This is a genomic window from Streptomyces sp. NPDC046887 (genome assembly GCF_040644755.1).
Taxonomy (GTDB): domain Bacteria; phylum Actinomycetota; class Actinomycetes; order Streptomycetales; family Streptomycetaceae; genus Streptomyces; species Streptomyces lichenis.
In genome coordinates this window covers 107,490-124,862 of the sequence record NZ_JBEYXH010000012.1, presented here as the reverse complement: position 1 = coordinate 124,862, position 17,373 = coordinate 107,490, and the positions used below count along the sequence as shown (strand labels likewise).

At 75.7% G+C, this 17,373-nt stretch carries 16 protein-coding genes; 7 read left to right on the top strand and 9 right to left on the bottom strand.

Annotated features, from left to right (window positions below):
* Positions 1-114: 114 nt before the first annotated feature.
* Positions 115-1,425 carry an MFS transporter gene (locus ABZ945_RS14690; RefSeq protein WP_361268569.1) on the top strand — a complete coding sequence of 437 codons (1,311 nt, stop codon included), beginning with the start codon at positions 115-117 and terminating at the stop codon, positions 1,423-1,425.
* Between the two features lie 102 nt (positions 1,426-1,527).
* On the opposite strand, the gene ABZ945_RS14685 is transcribed toward ABZ945_RS14690, so the two are convergent.
* Positions 1,528-1,893, bottom strand: coding sequence for a cupin domain-containing protein (locus ABZ945_RS14685; RefSeq protein ID WP_361268437.1), 366 nt, complete (start codon positions 1,891-1,893; stop codon positions 1,528-1,530).
* 155 nt (positions 1,894-2,048) lie between these two features.
* On the opposite strand from ABZ945_RS14685, the gene ABZ945_RS14680 reads away from it, so the two are divergent.
* Both ABZ945_RS14680 and ABZ945_RS14675 read left to right on the top strand, forming a co-directional pair.
* Positions 2,049-2,954: a pseudouridine-5'-phosphate glycosidase gene (locus ABZ945_RS14680; protein ID WP_361268434.1), complete on the top strand. Its 906-nt coding sequence runs from the start codon at positions 2,049-2,051 to the stop codon at positions 2,952-2,954.
* Between the two features lie 115 nt (positions 2,955-3,069).
* Positions 3,070-4,008, top strand: a complete 939-nt coding sequence (locus ABZ945_RS14675) for a carbohydrate kinase family protein (protein WP_361268431.1) — start codon at positions 3,070-3,072, stop codon at positions 4,006-4,008.
* Positions 4,009-4,037: 29 nt separating this feature from the next.
* Here the strand turns inward: ABZ945_RS14675 and ABZ945_RS14670 are convergent, their stop codons facing one another.
* A complete protein-coding gene (locus ABZ945_RS14670; protein WP_361268429.1) occupies positions 4,038-4,685 on the bottom strand; it encodes a uridine kinase in 648 nt (215 codons plus the stop codon).
* 50 nt (positions 4,686-4,735) lie between these two features.
* Positions 4,736-5,452: a helix-turn-helix domain-containing protein gene (locus tag ABZ945_RS14665; RefSeq protein ID WP_361268427.1), complete on the bottom strand. Its 717-nt coding sequence runs from the start codon at positions 5,450-5,452 to the stop codon at positions 4,736-4,738.
* 86 nt (positions 5,453-5,538) lie between these two features.
* On the opposite strand from ABZ945_RS14665, the gene ABZ945_RS14660 reads away from it, so the two are divergent.
* Together ABZ945_RS14660 and ABZ945_RS14655 are read left to right on the top strand one after the other, a co-directional pair.
* A complete protein-coding gene (locus ABZ945_RS14660) occupies positions 5,539-6,750 on the top strand; it encodes a pyridoxal phosphate-dependent aminotransferase (protein WP_361268424.1) in 1,212 nt (403 codons plus the stop codon).
* 116 nt (positions 6,751-6,866) lie between these two features.
* Positions 6,867-7,523: a DUF2293 domain-containing protein gene (locus ABZ945_RS14655; RefSeq protein WP_361268422.1), complete on the top strand. Its 657-nt coding sequence runs from the start codon at positions 6,867-6,869 to the stop codon at positions 7,521-7,523.
* 506 nt (positions 7,524-8,029) lie between these two features.
* Here the strand turns inward: ABZ945_RS14655 and ABZ945_RS14650 are convergent.
* From ABZ945_RS14650 to ABZ945_RS14635, 4 genes are all read right to left on the bottom strand, one after another.
* Positions 8,030-8,821 carry a chaplin family protein gene (locus ABZ945_RS14650; protein WP_361268419.1) on the bottom strand — a complete coding sequence of 264 codons (792 nt, stop codon included), beginning with the start codon at positions 8,819-8,821 and terminating at the stop codon, positions 8,030-8,032.
* A gap of 152 nt (positions 8,822-8,973) precedes the next feature.
* Positions 8,974-10,269 carry an SWIM zinc finger family protein gene (locus ABZ945_RS14645; RefSeq protein WP_361268566.1) on the bottom strand — a complete coding sequence of 432 codons (1,296 nt, stop codon included), beginning with the start codon at positions 10,267-10,269 and terminating at the stop codon, positions 8,974-8,976.
* 793 nt (positions 10,270-11,062) lie between these two features.
* Positions 11,063-14,077: a DEAD/DEAH box helicase gene (locus tag ABZ945_RS14640; RefSeq protein ID WP_361268416.1), complete on the bottom strand. Its 3,015-nt coding sequence runs from the start codon at positions 14,075-14,077 to the stop codon at positions 11,063-11,065.
* Between the two features lie 197 nt (positions 14,078-14,274).
* Entirely contained in the window at positions 14,275-14,721 is a 447-nt protein-coding gene (locus tag ABZ945_RS14635; protein ID WP_361268414.1) for a DoxX family protein, read from the bottom strand.
* A 167-nt stretch (positions 14,722-14,888) separates the two neighbouring features.
* On the opposite strand from ABZ945_RS14635, the gene ABZ945_RS14630 reads away from it, so the two are divergent.
* Positions 14,889-15,170, top strand: coding sequence for a DUF6343 family protein (locus tag ABZ945_RS14630; RefSeq protein WP_361268411.1), 282 nt, complete (start codon positions 14,889-14,891; stop codon positions 15,168-15,170).
* 105 nt (positions 15,171-15,275) lie between these two features.
* Complete coding sequence (locus tag ABZ945_RS14625; RefSeq protein WP_361268409.1) at positions 15,276-15,674, top strand: tetratricopeptide repeat protein; 399 nt, start codon at positions 15,276-15,278, stop codon at positions 15,672-15,674.
* A 34-nt stretch (positions 15,675-15,708) separates the two neighbouring features.
* On the opposite strand, the gene coaE is transcribed toward ABZ945_RS14625, so the two are convergent.
* The gene (coaE, locus tag ABZ945_RS14620; protein ID WP_361268405.1) at positions 15,709-16,311 is read right to left on the bottom strand and encodes a dephospho-CoA kinase; all 603 of its coding nucleotides are present in this window, start codon (positions 16,309-16,311) and stop codon (positions 15,709-15,711) included.
* Between the two features lie 61 nt (positions 16,312-16,372).
* Complete coding sequence (locus ABZ945_RS14615; RefSeq protein ID WP_361268403.1) at positions 16,373-17,311, bottom strand: PAC2 family protein; 939 nt, start codon at positions 17,309-17,311, stop codon at positions 16,373-16,375.
* Positions 17,312-17,373: the final 62 nt, after the last annotated feature.

The following is a 17,373-nucleotide window of genomic DNA, read 5'->3' as shown; positions in this document are numbered from 1 at the left end:
CCGGTGACAGAACCCCCCGAACACATGACCACCCCGGGAGCCGGCGCCCCGGCCGTGCCATCCGAGCGATCCGGGCCGTCCGAGCTGCCGGGACCGTCCGGGCCGTCGGGGCCGGTGACGCGGGAGCGGCTGCCGGCCGTGCGGCGGCGGATCACCGCGGTGCTGGCGGCCAACCAGGTGATCGGCGGGCTCGGGGTGGCCACCGGCATCGCGCTCTCCGCCGTCCTGGCGCAGGAGGTGAGCGGGACGGAGGCGCTTTCGGGGCTGGCCGCCACCGCCATGGTCGTCGGCACGGCCCTGCTGTCGGTACCGCTCGCCGCGCTGATGACGGCCCGTGGGCGGAGGCCAGGGCTGATGCTCGGCTATCTGCTGGCGGCGGTCGGCGGCGGCACGGTGGTGCTCGCCTCGGCGATCGGCAGCTTCCCGCTGCTGCTGGCGGGACTGGCCCTGTTCGGTGCGGCGTCCTCGGCCAACCTCCAGTCCCGGTACGCCGCGGCCGACCTGGCCGAGCCGGACCGGCGTGCCCGGGCCATCTCCACCGTGGTGTGGGCGGCGACGGTGGGATCGGTGATCGGTCCCAATATCTCCGCTCCGGCCGGCCGGAGCGTCGCCGGGCTCGGCATACCCGTCTCGGCCGGGCCGTTCCTCTGGGCCTCGGCGCTGTTCCTGGTGTGCGCGGCCTTGCTGGGCCTACTGCTCCGCCCCGACCCGCTGCTCACCGCCCGGGCGCTGGCCTCCGCCGGGTCCGCGCCGGCGAAGGCCGCCGATGCCGAGGTGGTGGCCGATGCCGAGGTGGTGAAGGGGGGCAGGCGCTCACCGTGGGCGGCGACGGGGCGGTCGATGCGGGCCGGGACGAAGGCGATACGGGCCTCCCCGGGCGCGCGGCTGGCGCTGGCGACCATCGCGGTGTGCCACACCGCCATGGTGTCGATCATGTCGATGACCCCGGTGGCGCTGAGCCACCACGGGGCGGGCATCGAGCTGATCGGTCTGGTGATCAGCGGGCACATCGCCGGGATGTACGCGCTGTCCCCGGTGATGGGCTGGCTCGCCGACCGGTTCGGCCGGCTCACCGTGATCGGCCTGGCGGTGGCGCTGCTGTCCCTCGCCGCGCTGCTGGCGGGTACGGCGGGGGCGGGCCATGGCCGGACCGCCGCCGGACTGTTCCTGCTGGGCCTCGGCTGGTCGGCGGGGATGGTGTCCGGGTCGGCGCTGCTGACTGACTCGGTGCCGCAGGAGGCGCGGGCGGCCGCCCAGGGGGTGTCGGACCTGACGATGAACACCTCGGCGGCGATCGGCAGTGTGGCCGCGGGAGTGGTCGTGGCCCACGCCGGGTACGGCTGGCTCAACCTGGTGGGCGCCGCCCTGGTGCTGCCGCTGGGCGCCCTCGCGATACGCCGGCGGCCGACGGCCGCCGACCACTGACCGCTCCTCTTCGCCTCGGGTGAGGGCCCCTCAGGTGAGGGCCCCTCAGGTGGGGGTCCCTCAGGTGGGGGTCCCTCCAGGTGGAGGTCCCTCGGTCGGGGTTCAGAGGCTGATGTGGTACGCCTTGCGCAGGGTCTCGTGGACGGTCCAGGTAGTGCGGTCGCCCTCCCGCAGGACGCAGGCGTCACCCGGGCCGATCCGCAGCGTCTCACCGCCCTCGACCTCCACGGTGGCGCGTCCGCTGACGACCACGAACAGCTCGTTCGCCTCGGTGTCGGTGACCACGCCGGGGGTGATCTGCCAGATGCCGCGGAGCTGCTTGCCGTCGGCGGACTCCCACAGCACCTTTCCGGTCACCTCGGGGGTGCCGGAGACGATCTGCTCCGGGTCCAGCGGCTCCGGCTCCAGTGCGGCGTCGGGAATGTGCACGGCGAAGGAGGCCGGGCCGGTCGTGTCGTTCGTGGTCATGGCCAGTGACTGTAGCCGTCCGCCATCTGGGCATACGCCCGGGGACCATCCCCTGGACGGAGCGGGCGGAGCGGGCGGAGCGGACGGTCGGGCCGCGGAATCCGTGGCCGCCGCCGGACGTTTGCCGGGGCCGTCACCGCGCCAGGGATGGGGACATGCCAGAGACCACGGTGGTGCTGTCCGAAGAGGTACGGGAGGCGGTGGCGGCGCGGCGGCCCGTCGTCGCCCTGGAGTCGACGATCATCGCCCACGGCCTGCCCCGGCCGCGGAACCTGGCAGTGGCCGGGGAGTTGGAGGCGCTGGTACGGGAGGGCGGTGCGGTTCCGGCGACGATCGCCGTGCTGGACGGGGTGGCCCGGATCGGCCTGGACAAGGCCGGGCTGGAGCGGGTGGCGGTGGACCCGGCCATGCGCAAGCTGGGCCATCGGGATCTGGCGCCGGCGCTGGCCACCGGGGCGAGCGGCGCGACCACCGTGTCCGCCACCGCCTTCCTGGCGGCGCGGGCCGGCCTCGGGGTTTTCGCGACGGGCGGGCTCGGCGGGGTGCACCGGGGGTGGACCGACACCCAGGACGAGTCGGCGGACCTGCGGCTGCTGGCCCGGACGAGGATCGCGGTGGTCTGCGCGGGGGTGAAGTCGATCCTGGACGTCCCGGCCACCCTGCAGCGGCTGGAGACCCTGGGCGTCGGCGTCCTGGGCTACCGGACGGACCGCTTCCCGGGTTTCTACCTCTCCTCCTCGGGTGAGCCGGTCGACTGGACGGTGCACTCACCGGAGGAGGCGGCGGCGGTGGTACGGGCGCGGGACGCGCTGGGTGGCACTGCGGCTCTGATCGTCGCCAACCCGGTGCCCGAGGAGTCCCAGCTCGACCCCGCGGTGCACGACCGGGTGCTGGCGACCGCGCTGGACGAGTGCCGGGAGAGGGGGATCACCGGGCAGGCGGTGACCCCGTTCCTGCTGGAGTACCTGATGCGGGAGACGGGCGGGGCGTCCCTGGAGGCCAATCTGGCGGCGGTCCGCGGCAATGTGGCACTGGCGGCCCGGATCGCGGCCGCGCTGTGAGCCGCCACTGCCACGGGGGCGGGGGCGGGCGGGGGCGGCACCTCGGGGGTGGGCTGGTGGGGACCCACTCCGGTGACCGGGCGCGGCGCCTCCGGAGTGCGGCCGGGGGTACGGGGTGAGCGGGCTGCTCGTCGTCGGGGACGTGGTCACCGATGTGGTCGCCCGGTACCGCGCCCCGCTGGCGGCGGCCACCGACACGGCCGCCGACATCCGTACCCTGCCCGGCGGCGCCGGGGCCAACGCGGCCTGCTGGGCGGCCCGGGCGGGGTGTGCCGACGTACGGCTGCTGGCCCGGGTGGGCACCGACCGGGCCGACTGGCACGAGGAGTCGCTGCGGCGGGCCGGGGTGCGGCCGTTGCTGGTGCGCGATCCGGAGGCGCCGACCGCGACGGTGATCGCGCTGGTCGACCGGGACGACGGGGAGCGGACCTTCCTCACCGAGAGCGGGGCCGCGCTGCGGCTCTCCTCCGGCGACTGGCCGCCGGACGCGCTGGACGGGGTGGCCCGGCTGCATCTCTCGGGCTATCTGTTCTTCGCACCGACCAGTGCGGAGGCGGCGCGCACCGCGCTGGCCTCGGCGGATGAGCGGGGCGTCCCGGTGAGTGTGGACCCGGCCTCGGCCGGTTTCCTCGCCCGGCTCGGCCGCGACCGCTTCCTGACCGCGGTGGAGGGGGTGGAGTTGCTGCTTCCCAACGCGCACGAGGCCGCGCTGCTGACGGGCCTGCCCGCGCCGGAGGCCGCCGCGGCCGCGCTGAGCCGCCGCTTCCCGCTGGTCGCGGTGACGCTGGGCGGCGGGGGCGCGCTGGTGGCCGAGGGAGGCCGGGTGGTCGCCAAGGCGGCGGCTCCCCCGGTGCGGGTGGTGGACACCACGGGCGCCGGTGACGCCTTCACCGGGGCGTTTCTGGCGGCGCGGCTGGCCGGGGCGGGCCCGGCCGCCGCCGCGGAGGCCGGGTGCCGGGCGGGCGCGGAGGCGGTCACCCGTACCGGCGGACGCCCTCCGCCGGGGCAGGGCGCGAGTCCCCGGGACGGGAACCCCCGGGACGGGAATCCCTGAGGCAGTCGCGGTGGGTCAGTCGGGGTGGGTCAGTCGGGGTGGCGCAGCCCGCTCCAGGCCGGGTGGCGCGGGTGGTCGGCGCGCACCACCACGTCCGCGGTGTCCGCCGGGCCGACCTCGGCCTCGTACCGTTCGAAGGCGGGCAGCGTCCAGGCCTCCTCCTCCGGGGTGCGCCGGGCCAGCGCCCCCGGCGAGAGCAGCAGATGGGCGGTCAGGTCGAACGGGAACCAGTGGCCGAGCAGAAACGGCCCGTGCACCAGCAGCACCCCGCCCGGTGCCAGGGTCCGGTACGGGCTGCGGGTGGCCCGGTCGGTGACCGGGTCCCACAGGTCGGGCAGCACCCGCCCGCTGCCGCCCGGTTCCAGCGGCCCGAAGACCTCCCGCCACAGTGCGCCGGTGTCGAACCAGCCGCCGAAGTAGGTGTCGGGGTCCTGCTTGCCGTACTCGTACCGCAGCGAGGCCGGGCGCACGAAGCCGCCGGTGGCCAAGGACAGCACGTCCCGCCCGCGCAGCCGCAGCGCCTCGGCCAGCAGCCGGGCGGTCTCCTCCGGGCGGGCCGCGGGCGCCCCGTCGACGGCCACCTTCAGCCAGTCGCTGCCGTCGCCGGGGGCGAGCCCGTCCAGCCGCGCGGCGAGGGTGTCGGTCAGCCGTTCCCAGGTGATCGGTTCGAGTCGCACGCCCCCATGCTGCCCGGTACGCCGGGCCCGAGTCGTACGCCCGGTGCCGGTCACGGCCCCGGTACGGCGGCCATCGCCGCGACCCCGCTCCCCCGCCCGTCGGCCGCGCCCCGGAGCGCGAGGGCGTAGGGGCCGTCGCCGGTGAGCGCGATCCGCCCGGCCGCGATCCCCTCAGGGAGGGTGAGCGGGCCGCGGGCCACCTCGGCACAGGTGGCGGTGTCCATGGCCAGCCGGGCGTCCGCCGCCTGAGGGGCCGGGCCGTCCCCGTAACCGGCCGCTCCCCCGCCCACCCGTAGGTGGAACACGCCCTCGTCCAGCCGCACTTCGACCCAGGCACCACCGGATGTCACGGCCGCCGGGACCGATTCCAGGGCGTCGAGCAGTGGGATGGCGAACCAGTGGGCGCGTACGGCGTCCACCGGCCGCGGCGATTCCAGCTCGCTCGCGCCCCAGGCGGCCAGGGCCCGCAGTACCGGCAGCAAGGCGGCGCCTCGCTCGGTGAGTTCGTAGACGTACGCGGAGGCGGGCGGCGCCAGTCGGCGGCGGGTGGCCAGGCCGTCGCGTTCCATGTCCTTGAGCCGGGTGGCGAGCATGTCGGTGCTGACGCCGGGGAGGTCGGCGTGCAGATCGGTGTAGCGGCGCGGTCCGGCGAGGAGTTCGCGCGCGATCAGCAGCGTCCACCGGTCGCCCACGGCGTCCAGGGCGCGGGCGGAGGCGCAGTACTGGTCATAGCTTCGGCGGCGCGGGGTGGCGCTGGGACGTGGCATACGACGCAGTCTAGACAAGTGGTTGGACTTTCCAAGCTCCAGCTTGGTAAAACCAAGCAACACCGCTTCAGAGAGGTCGTCGCGCAATGGAGTTCCGGCAGTCGAGCAAGCTCAACGAGGTCTGCTACGAGATCCGCGGCCCGGTGATCGAGCACGCCAACGCGCTGGAGGAGGCGGGCCACAGCGTGCTGCGGCTGAACACCGGCAACCCGGCGCTCTTCGGCTTCGAGGCGCCGGAGGAGATCGTGCAGGACATGATCCGGATGCTGCCGAGGGCGCACGGCTACACCGACTCCCGGGGCGTGCTCTCGGCCCGCCGTGCCGTCGCCCAGCGGTACCAGACCATGGGGCTGCCGGAGGTGGACGTGGACGACGTCTTCCTCGGCAACGGCGTCTCCGAGCTGATCTCCATGGCGGTGCAGGCCCTGCTGGAGGACGGCGACGAGGTCCTGATCCCGGCCCCCGACTTCCCGCTGTGGACCGCCGCGACCACGCTCGCCGGCGGACGGCCGGTCCACTATGTGTGCGACGAGTCCGCCGACTGGAACCCGGACCTGGACGACCTGGCCGCCAAGATCACCGACCGCACCAGGGCCGTGGTGATCATCAACCCCAACAACCCCACCGGCGCGGTCTATCCGCGGGAGGTGGTGGAGGGCATCCTCGACCTGGCCCGCCGCCACCAGCTGATGGTCTTCGCCGACGAGATCTACGACCAGATCCTCTATGACGGCGCGGTCCACCACACCGCGGCCGCGCTCGCCCCGGACCTGGTGGTGCTGACCTTCTCGGGGCTCTCCAAGACATACCGGGTGGCCGGATTCCGCTCGGGCTGGCTGGTGGTCAGCGGGCCGCGGCAGCACGCCCGCGACTATCTGGAGGGCCTGACCATGCTGGCCTCCATGCGGCTGTGCGCCAACGCGCCCGCGCAGTACGCGATCCAGGCGGCCCTCGGCGGGCGGCAGTCCATCCACGAGCTGACCGCCCCGAGCGGACGGCTGTACGAGCAGCGCGAACTCGCCTGGCGGCGGCTGAACGAGATCCCGGGCGTCTCCTGCGTCAAGCCGAAGGGCGCGCTGTACGCGTTCCCGCGCCTGGACCCCGAGGTGTACCCCATCCACGACGACGAGAGGTTCGTCCTGGACCTGCTGCTGCGGGAGAAGATCCAGGTGGTGCAGGGCACCGGCTTCAACTGGCCGCGCCCGGACCACTTCCGCATCCTCACCCTGCCGCATGTGGACGACCTCGACGCGGCGATCGGCCGTATCGGCCGCTTCCTCGCCGGCTACCGGCAGTAGCGGAAACTTCCGGCCACGGACGGGCGGTTGGCGACCGGATCGGGAGGGCATCCCTCCGAGTACCGCCGGCCCGTCCGCACGGTGCGGCGTACGGGCGCGGCAGGAGGGGAGCGCCCGTGCCGTCCGCGTCCCGTGTGGTGGTCGAGCCGCGTCGGCGCCACCGCTGTGCCGGGTGCCGCCGCGGGCCGCTGCCGCGGCTGGCGGTTCAGGACGGTGCTCCGCTCTGCCTGGACTGCGCGGACCTCGGGGACCTGGTCTATCTGCCGCGCGGCGACGCGGCGCTGACCCGGCGGGCCCGGGAGGCGAGCGGCCGCTGGGCGGTGGTGGTGCGCCGCAACCGGCGCCGGAACCGGTACGAGCGGCAGGGCGTGCTCGTCGAACCGGCGGCGCTGGCCCGGGCGGAGCTGGCCTGCCGCGCGGACGCCGGCGCCCGGGCGGAGCGGCGCGCCCGTGACGCGGCCCGGCGCGCCGCCGCCGACGTACGGTTCCGGGCCGAGCTCACCGGCCGGATCCTGCGGCTCTTCCCCGGCTGCCCACCTGCCCGGGCGACCGGGATCGCGGCGCACACCGGTGAGCGCGGCAGCGGACGGGTGGGCCGCACCGCCGCGGGCCGCGCACTGGATGAGGGCGCGGTGACCGCGGCGGTACGGGCGTCGGTACGCCACCTCGACACCGAGTACGACGCCCTGCTGGCCCGCGGCCTCCCCCGCCCCCAGGCCCGCACCCGCGTGGCGCCCACGATCGAGATGGTGCTGAACTCCTGGCGTCGGTGAGCCGGGGCCGCGGTGCGGCCCACCAGGCGGGAACACCGGCGGGGCAGGGTTGGTGGTGGCCCTGAGCCCCGGCGGGCCGGGCCCGCGTGCTGGGGTGGGACGGCCCCGGCGGGGCTGAGCCCCGGTAGGCCCTCTGAGCCCTGGTGGGCCGGGCCCGCGTACCGGAGGGCGGGCGGTCTCATCGACCCTTGTGCCCAGTGAGCCGAGGCAGGGGGCAGCCCTGAGTCCGGGCGGACCGGGCCCGCATGCTGGAGGGCGGGCGGCTCGGCGGCCCTGAGCCCCGGTGGGCCTGGGCAGGTAGCGGCCTTGAGCTCGGCGGAACGGGTCCGCGTACGGGGGTGGGCGGCTCCGGGAACCGACGGGCCGGGGGGCCGAGGGGGCGGAATCTCGGGGGGTGCGGGATCGGGGGCCGCGGGCTCGGGGGGCGCGGGTTCAGAGGGCGGGCGGTAGGGGTGATCGGGAGGCCGGCTGGGTGGGGGACCGGCCGGGCTCCGGATCGGGGCGGCTCAGGCGCGGGCGCCGGCGGTGGGGCGGAAGCGGCGGTACAGCACCGCTCCGCCGAGCGCCAGACCGAGCGCGGCCGGGGCGCCGACGCCCAGCAGTCCGGCACCGGCGCCGGTCTCGGCCAGCTCCGGCTGGGCCGCCGTCTCGGTCTCCGGCTGCGGAGCGGGCTCGTCCGCCTCGGGGGCCGGGTGCGGCACCGGCACGGCCTCGTCGGGCGCGGGCGGGGTGGTGGGCTCCTCTTCCTCGTGCTGCGGGGGCTTGGGCTTCTGCGGGGTGGCGGTGGGCGGGGTCCGGTCACCGCCGTTGCTCGACGCGTTGCCGAAGACGGGGTTGAGGATGCCGACGACACCGACCGAGTTGCCGCTGACGTTGACCGGCAGGTCCACTGGCAGCTGAATGCCGTTGCCGGAGATCAGGCCCGGCGAGTTGGTGGTGGCACCCTCGGCGGAGGAACCGTTTCCGCCTCCGTTGTGGGTGCCGGACTGGCCGCCCTGGGTCCCGGGCTTGCCGTGCGCGGTGCCCGGCTTGTCCTTGTGGCTGTTGCCGTCCCCGCCCTTGTTGGCGCAGCCGTTGCCGAATGCCGGGTTGAGCAGACCGACCACGTTGATCGTGTTGCCGCAGACGCTGACCGGCACGTTCACCGGCAGCTGGACCGCGTTGCCGGAGACGGCGCCCGGCGAGTTGGCGGCCACGCCGGACGCGTCGGAGTCGGCGTGGGCGTAGCCCGCCGCCATGGCGAGCGCGCCACCCGTGGCCGCCAGGGTGACCAGAGTGTTTCGGCGAGTGTGCCTCATGTGGCTTCCTGCCTTCCGGAGACTGTCACGGGCATCCGCCCGCACCGGAATAACGCCCTCTACCCAGGCCGGGTTATGTCGCATCCACCATTCACCCCATCGAGCGAGGGTCCGCTCCGATCGTCATACCGGTGTGGATCACCGTGCGGCGGTCAGCCTTCCAGCAGATCGGCGAGGGCGCCGAGGGGGTCGGTAGCCGGGAGGCCTCGGGGCCACCAGTCCTCGCGCCCGGAGTCGGACTCGTAGCCGTACCATCGCCCGTCCCGCCCGTAGCGCAGCTGCACCGAGGGGGTGGAGAGGCGGTTCCGCCAGGGCCGGAAGGGCGGCAGGCCGGCGGCGAGCAGGGCGGGGCGGGCCCGGTCGAAGGGTCCGGCCGGCGGATCCCAGACCTCCTCCAGCGCCGCCAGCCCGGGCAGCCCGCCCTGGCGCCAGGCGGCGACCGCGCGGGCGAGGTCGGCGGGGGTGCGGTCCAGGGCCTCGGCGAGATCGCGGTAGAGCGCGCGGGTGGCGGCGGTCAGACCGGAACCCGGATGGGCGGCGGCCAACCGGACCGCGTCCTGCCAGACGGTGAGCCCGGCCACCGGGTCCCGGCCGGTGGCGAGCTGGGTATGGGCCCGGACCGCCGCCTCGGTGGCAAGCAGTTCCAGCGCGAGCACGTCCGGGGCGTCCGGGTCCTCCGGGTAGACCGGTGGGCGCCCCGGCCGGTCGGGTACGGGCAGGGGCGGCGGGAGCGGCGCGGGCGGGGGCGCGTCGAGGACGGCGTGCGCCGGCACCGCCGCCGTCGCGGGCGACGACCCCGACCCGCTACCGCTCTCGGCGGCCTCGTGCGCGGCGTTGCGCCGGCCGAGGGCGGCGAGGATCTCCTGCTCGCCGCGGCCACGCATCAGGAACAGGGTGAACGGGTCCTCGTCGAGGAGCCGCGCGACCTGGTAGCAGAGGGCGGCCGCGTGCTTGCAGGGCATGCCGTTGTCGGGGCAGGAGCAGTCGGGGAGCAGCTCCTGCGGCGCGGGCAGCAGGTCCACGGCGGCGGCGAGGGCGTGCGGCACGTCCTTGTCCAGCAGGGCGGCGATATGGTCGGGGCGGGCCGCGGCGGACTCCAGGAAACGTTCCCAGTCCTCGTCGCCGAGCACCCTCAGCCGGATGTCCGCGCGGTACGGGCGCGGCCGGGTGCCGTGCACATAGGCGGTGACCCGGCCCGGGGTGACCGTGATGGCGTCCACATGCCCGCGGGTGGCGTAGGAGCGGCCCCGGGCGAGCCGCGCGGGGTCCAGCGCGCTGTCCTCCAGCGCCTCCACCCAGGCGTTGCCCCACCAGGTGCCGGCGAACCGGCCCTCCCGGTCCTGGACGGGGGCGAGCTGAGGGAAGGTACGGCGGTGGTCGTCGTGCAGCGGCACCCGCCGGGCCGCCGCCCCCGCCCGGCCCCCGGCGCGAGGGCGGACCGGACTCATCGCCGCCCCCGCGCGGGCCGGGTCGGTCCTGACCGGCTGCCGCCGGTCGGGCATGCCAGACGTGCCCCCTCGGCCGCCCGGTACGGCAGCCGGGGGCCGGGGCCTGATACCGCGACGGTCCGGTGCGGCAACGAAGGGCGGGACACCGCACCCGTTCGGTACGGCCGCCCCGGGCCTGCCCCCGCGGCCATGCGGGTGCGCCGAGGCGTACGGGATGCGGCGGCCGCCGCCGTACCCCGCGGCAGCCGGGACCCAGCAGACGCCGGGTGCTGCGGTCGCGGGCGCGACGGCCTCGGTCGGCAGCCCGCGGACGCAGGAGCCCGCAGTGGCGGCCGGATCATGGGGGCGGCCAAGCGCCGCCGGGATCGGGTCCGGCGGTGCCCTGGGGCGTCGGTGCCCTCGGCGCTCGCGTCCCCGGGTCGGATGCTCCCGGGGCTCGCGTGCACGCGCCCGTCCTGGGCGAGTGGCGCGCTCTCGTCCCGGCCCGGGGAAGCCACGGTCCGGCCGGTGTCCCGCGCGTTCACGTGCCGGCCGCCCGAGGCCATGGCCACAGACAGGGGCACGGGCCTGGTCCGGCCCGGGGCTCCGGCGGGTACGGGCCTGTCCGGGCCCCGCAGGGGCAGGCGCGGGCCTCGGCCCCGAGCGAGGGCCGGGGGGCGAGACCGGGCGGCCGCGCGCCACCCGCGGGAGCCGGGGCGGGCGGCGGCACGAGGGCGGGTCGGCACACCGCCCCGGCACCGGTACCCGCACCGGACAGGACGGGCGGTCGTATGCCCGGGCAAGGGGCGCGCGGTCATCGTTGCCTCCGCAGGGAGACGAGGTCGGCGAGCTCACGGTCGGTCAGCTCGGTGAGCGCGGCCTCTCCGGAGCCGAGCACCGCGTCGGCCAGTGCCCGCTTGGCGCGCAGCATCTCGGCGATGCGGTCCTCGACGGTGCCCTCGGCGATCAGCCGGTGGACCTGGACGGGCTGGGTCTGGCCGATGCGGTAGGCGCGGTCGGTGGCCTGCTCCTCGACGGCCGGGTTCCACCAGCGATCGAAGTGGATCACATGGCCGGCCCGGGTCAGGTTGAGCCCGGTGCCCGCGGCCTTCAGGGAGAGCACGAAGACCGGGACCTCGCCGTCCTGGAAGCGGTCCACCATGCGCTCCCGCTCGGCGATGGGCGTGCCGCCGTGCAGCAGTTGGGAGGGCACCGCGCGGGCGGCCAGATGGGCGGTGATCAGCCGGGCCATCGCCACGTACTGGGTGAAGACCAGCACGGAGCCCTGCTCGGCCAGGATGGTGTCCAGCAGCTCGTCCAGCAGGGCGAGCTTGCCGGAGCGGCCGGCCAGCCGGGCCCGCTCCTCCTTGAGGTACTGCGCGGGGTGGTTGCAGATCTGCTTGAGCGAGGTCAGCAGCGACATGACCAGTCCGCGCCGGGCGATGCCCTCGGCTCCCTCGATGCGGGCCATGGTCTCGCGGACCACCGCCTCGTAGAGCGAGGCCTGCTCCCGGGTGAGGGCGACGGGGTGGTCGGACTCGGTCTTGGGCGGCAGCTCCGGCACGATGCCCGGGTCGGACTTGCGGCGGCGCAGCAGGAACGGGCGGACCAGCCGGGACAGCCGCTCCACCGCCTCCTCGTTCACCAGGGTCTCGCTGTTCTCCACGGCCCGGGCGTGCCGGGAGCGGAACGCCTTGAGCGGGCCCAGCAGCCCGGGGGTGGTCCAGTCGAGTAGCGCCCACAGCTCGGAGAGGTTGTTCTCCACCGGCGTGCCGGTGAGGGCGACCCGGGCCGGGGCGGGGATGGTGCGCAGCGCCTTGGCGGTGGCGGAGAACGGGTTCTTCACATGCTGGGCCTCGTCGGCCACCACCAGGCCCCACTCCACGGCGGCCAGGGTCTCCGCGCTGGAGCGCATGGTGCCGTAGGTGGTGAGGACGAACCCGCCGTCCGCCTCCACCCCGTCCAGGGTGCGCCCCGCGCCGTGGAAGCGGCGCACCGCCGTACCGGGGGCGAACCGGGCGATCTCCCGCTGCCAGTTGCCCAGCAGTGAGGCCGGGCAGACCACCAAGGTCGGCTCGGGGCGGGCCCGGCGCAGATGGAGGGCGATCAGGGTGACCGTCTTGCCGAGCCCCATGTCGTCGGCGAGGCAGCCGCCCAGCCCCAGCGAGGTCATCAGCTCCAGCCAGTCCAGGCCGCGCGCCTGGTAGTCGCGGAGGACGGCGGCGAGACCGGGCGGCGGGGGGCCGGGGGCGGCGGGAGGCGCGGCGAGCCGGTCGCGGAGCCGGGCCAGCGCCCCGGTGGGCACCGCCTCCACCGTCTCGCCGTCCACCTCGGCGGTGCCGGTGAGCGCCACGGCCAGCGCGTCCACCGGCTCCAGCAGCCCCAGCTCACGCTTGCGGGCCTTGCGGACGAGCCCGGGGTCGACCACCACCCACTGGTCGCGCAGTCGCACGATCGGGCGGTGCGCCTCGGCCAGGGCGTCCATCTCCCGCTCGGTGAGCGGATCGCCGTCCAGGGCCACCTGCCAGTTGAAGCGGAGCAGTTCGGCGCTGTCGAAGAAGGCGGTGCCGTCGGTGGCGGACCCGGGCGCGGGGCGGACGACCGCGGTCGCGGTGAGCGAGCGGGCCAGCTCCCTGGGCCAGTGCACGGCCACCCCGGCGTCCGCGAGGCGCGCGGCGGCCGGGCCCAGCAGCTCGTACAACTCGTCCTCGCCGATCGCGAGGGCGTCGGGCATCGCCCGGCTCAGCAGCCCGGCGAGGGGTGGCCAGACCCGGGCGGCGCGGCGCAGCGCGAGCACCGCGTCGATCCGGGCGCGCGGCCCGAACTGCTCGGCGGCGCTCCCTGCCCACAGCTCGGCCGCGTCGGTGACGAGGGTGGGGTCGGCCAGGCTGTGGATCTGGAGCAGCGCGGTGGCGGCCGTCCGCCTGCCGCCCGGTTGGCCGTGGTGGGCGGCGTCGTCGGGATCGCCGCCGGTGTCGTCCCCGGCGGCGTCGGCGGTCGGCGCGGTGCCGGGGGCGTCCGCTCCCCCGGCGGTGTCGAAGAGTTCAAAGCCAGTCAGGTCGATGCGGAGCGAGATCCGCACCCCGGCGTCCATCCCGGCCGCCGCCTCCGCCGCCCAGGCGCGGGCCCCGGGCAGGTGCTGGGGTGCCTGCGCCGCGAAGGGCGCCCCGGCGGCATGGGCCGCGGCGGGGGTGCGCGGCAGGGTGTCGGCGACCGCGTCCAGGAAGCTCCGCAGCAGGGCCTCGGGCTCGGGCAGATGGAGGGGCCGCCGCCCGGCGACGGGCACGGCGTGGGCCTCGTAGGGCATGGCGGCCGCGATGGCCCGCAGATGGGCGATGTCGTCGGCGTCCAGCGGACCGGCCCGCCAGGCGTCGAGGTCCCCCTCGGCCAGACCCGGCAGCAGCCGGCCTCGGGCGGCGAGGTGCAGGGCGTGCAGGGCGGCCGCCCCCCAGCAGGCCGCGGCGGGGTGGGCGGCGGGATCGTGCCGGGCCGCGACCAGCAGCGGAAGCGCCTCGGCCACGGTGAGCAGCGTCGCCGGGACGGCCCGGCCCCGTACCTCGCCCTCTTCCCGGTGGGCCACGGTGATGGTGTCGCGGGCGAGCGGATCCGGCGGAGGGGCGGGGTGCCGGCCCGGACCTCCGGCGGGGGGCGGCGGAGCGCCCGCGGGGAGGGCAGGGGGACCGTCGGGCGGCGACCAGAACGCGATCCGGCCCTCCCTGGGCAGGGCGGCCGGCAGGAAGACGGCGGCGCGGGAGAGCGGAGGCACCGACGGGCCCGCCCGGTCCCCGGCCGCCTCGGCGAGCGCCGTGTCACCACCACCCGGCACCATCTCCGTCCACCTCCCTCCGTACCGTCGATCCTTCGTCGGTCTCCGACCTTACGGCGAGGGTCTGACAATCGCCCTCGTCACCGGATCCGGCGGAGGAAACCGCTGGTCAGCGACGGGAGACGGACGGCAGCGACGGGAGACGGACGGCAGCGGGGCGAGGAACGGACGGCAGCGACGGGGAGCGGACGGGCTCGGGATCAGGCGGGCCGGCGGCGGAGCAGGGCGAGCAGTTGTGCGGTGCGGTGGCGGCGGGCCCAGGCGACCACCGCGAACAGCACCGCGAAGATCACCGGGGTGAGGGCGTTGCGGCCGTCGAAGACGGTGAGCTGGGTGGCGAAGGCGCCCGCCATCAGCCCGATCAGCGCCAGCGCGGCCACCCCGGACAGCAGCGGCACGACCAGTCCGATCGCCCCCGCCAGCTCCAGCGCGCCCACGAGGTACATGAACCAGTCGCCGAGGCCGATCTGATCGAAGACGGCGGTGGCGGAGGAGTGGCCGACGAGCTTGGGCCCGGCGCTCGGGACCGCCATGAACAGGGCGAGCAGGATCTGGAGGACCCATACGGAGAGATCGGCCCGCCGGGACAGCCCGGTGGTAGTGGCAGGGTGGGCGGCGGTGGTGCCGGCGGGGTGGGTGTGGGACATGGCTGCGGCCTCCTCGGGCGGCGGGTGCTCGCGGCGCACTGTGCGAGGTGCGCTGGGCGCGGTGTACGGGAGGGTTGACCGGCCCGGTGCACGGAACTCATCGCCCGGCGGGCGGGGTCTTCGGAGGGGCCGGGGAGGGTACCCGGGCCGTCAGGGAGACGACGGCCATGAGACGTACCGGCAGTGAACCGAGCACCGCGCGCAGTCCGCTGCGTTTCCGGTTGGTGCTGAGCGCCTGGGGGCTGCTGTGGGCGGTCGGCGGCACGGTGGCCTTCGTCCTGCTCGGGCAGACCGGGTGGGCGGTGGCCTGCGGTGTGCTGGCCGTGCTCGCGCTGGTGGACATGGCCGTGGTGGTGGTCCGTATGCGCCAGGGCGCCCACCTCCAGCCCGGCCGGGACATCCCGCCGTACGAGCCGCAGGAGCGCCCCCGCCGACCCGGCGGTCGGTGAGCCCGGCCCCCGTGCGGGAATTACCGGGTCCGGCTCGGTCCCGTACGGGAATTACCGGGCCCGGCTCGGCGTTTGCCAGCCGTCAGCGAGCGGAAGGACCTGAGCGTGCCCGAGACCGACCCGGAGACCCATGTCATCGACTTCCGCGCGGCCGAGCAGCTGCTCGCCGCCCGGGACCCGCGCGGTGCCGTCAAGCTGCTCGACTCGGTGATCGCGGCGCACCCCGAGAACACCGCCGCCCGGCTGCTGCGGGCCCGCGCGTTCTTCGCGGCCGCCCAGCTGCGTCCGGCCGAGTTGGAGTTCGAGCTGGTGCTGGAGCGCGAGCCGGACAACGCGTACGCCCATTTCGCGCTCGCCCGCACCTATGAGCGCTCCGGCCGCTCCGAGCAGGCCGTACGCCACTTCCGGCTGGCGGCGGCGCTGGATCCGAAGCCGGAGTATGTGGAGGCGGCGCGGTTCCCGGGGCCTCCGCCGGCCGAGGGCGGCGCCGGGGCGGGCGGCTGACCCACCGGCGCCGAGCCGTCCCGAGCTGACCGGCTCAGCTCGCGGCGGCGCGCTCGGTGAGTTCCGTCCAAACCGTGCGGACCTGGGGCTCCAGCGCCTCTCGCGGGCCGTCGTTGTCGATGACGATGTCGGCCACCGCGAGGCGCTGCTCGCGGTCGGCCTGGGCGGCCATCCGGGCGCGGGCGTCCTCCTCGGTCATCCCGCGCAGCCGCACCAGCCGGTCGAGCTGGGTCTCCGGCCGGGCGTCGACCACGATGACCAGGTCGTAGAGGGGGACGAGCCCGTTCTCGGCCAGTAGGGGCACATCGTTGACGACGACCGCACCGGGGCCCGCGGCGGCCTCCAGTTCGGCGGTCCGGTCGCGCACCAGCGGGTGCACGATGGCGTTGAGCGCCGCCAGCCGGTCGGCGTCGGCGAACACGATGGCGCCGAGCCTCGGCCGGTCGAGCGCGCCCTCCTCGGTGAGCACCCCCGGTCCGAACTCGGCCACGACGGCGGCCAGCCCGGGTGTGCCGGGCTGCACGACCTCCCGGGCGATCAGGTCGGCGTCCACCAGGACCGCTCCGTACGAGACGAGCAGCCGTGACACCTCGCTCTTGCCGGCGCCGATACCGCCGGTCAGTCCCACCTTCAGCATGGCCGGAAGCCTAGACCGGGCCCGGGGCGGCCGTTGACCCGGCCCCGGCCCGGGAAACCTTTCAGAGGTCGCCCTCGCGCTCGGCGAGGAAACGCTCGAACTCGCGGCCCAGTTCGTCCGCGGAGGGCAGGTCCACCGGCTCGGCGACCAGGTTGCCCCGGGACTCGGCGCCGGCGACCGCGTCGTACTGGTGCTCCAGCCCGCGGACCAGCGCGACCAGTTCCTCGTCGCCCTCGCCGATCTGGCGCTCGATCTCGGTCTGGGTGCGCTGGGCCTCGGTGCGCAGGGTGTGGGCCACCCCGGGCAGCACCAGTCCGGTGGCGGCGGTGACGGCCTCGATCGCGGTGAGGGCGGCGTCCGGGTAGGAGGAGCGGGCCACATAGTGCGGTACGTGCGCGGCGACCCCGAGGACGTCGTGCCCGGCCTCCATCAGCCGGTACTCCACCAGCGCCTCGGCGCTGCCCGGGACCTGCGCCTCGTCGAAGGGGCTGCGGTGGCCGGGGACCAGGTCGACCCGGTTGCCGTGCGGGGTCAACCCGACCGGGCGGGTGTGCGGAACGCCCATCGGGATGCCGTGGAAGTTGACCGAGAGGCGCACCCCGAGCCGCTCCACGACCTGCCGCACGGCGACGGCGAACCGCTCCCACTCGACGTCCGGCTCGGGGCCGGACAGCAGCAGGAAGGGCGCCCCGGTGGCGTCCTGCACCAGTCGGAGTTCGATCGCGGGCGTCTCGTACGCCGTCCAGCGGTCGCGGCGGAAGGTGAGCAGCGGGCGGCGCGCCCGGTAGTCCACGAGCCGGTCGTGGTCGAAGCGGGCCACCACCTGGTGGGGCAGCGCGTCCAGCAGGGTCTCGACGATCTGCTCGCCGGTCTCCCCCGCGTCGATGTAACCGTCGAAGTGGTAGAGCATGACCAGACCGGCCGACTCCTGGGCCAGCGCCATGTCGACGGCGGCCAGCCCCTTCGGCTCCCATGCGTACAAGTCCTGCGGATCCAGCACGATGACCACTCCTCCTCGTGTCGTCAGGGACAACACCGGTCCGCCGCGCGGGCATTCCCGAA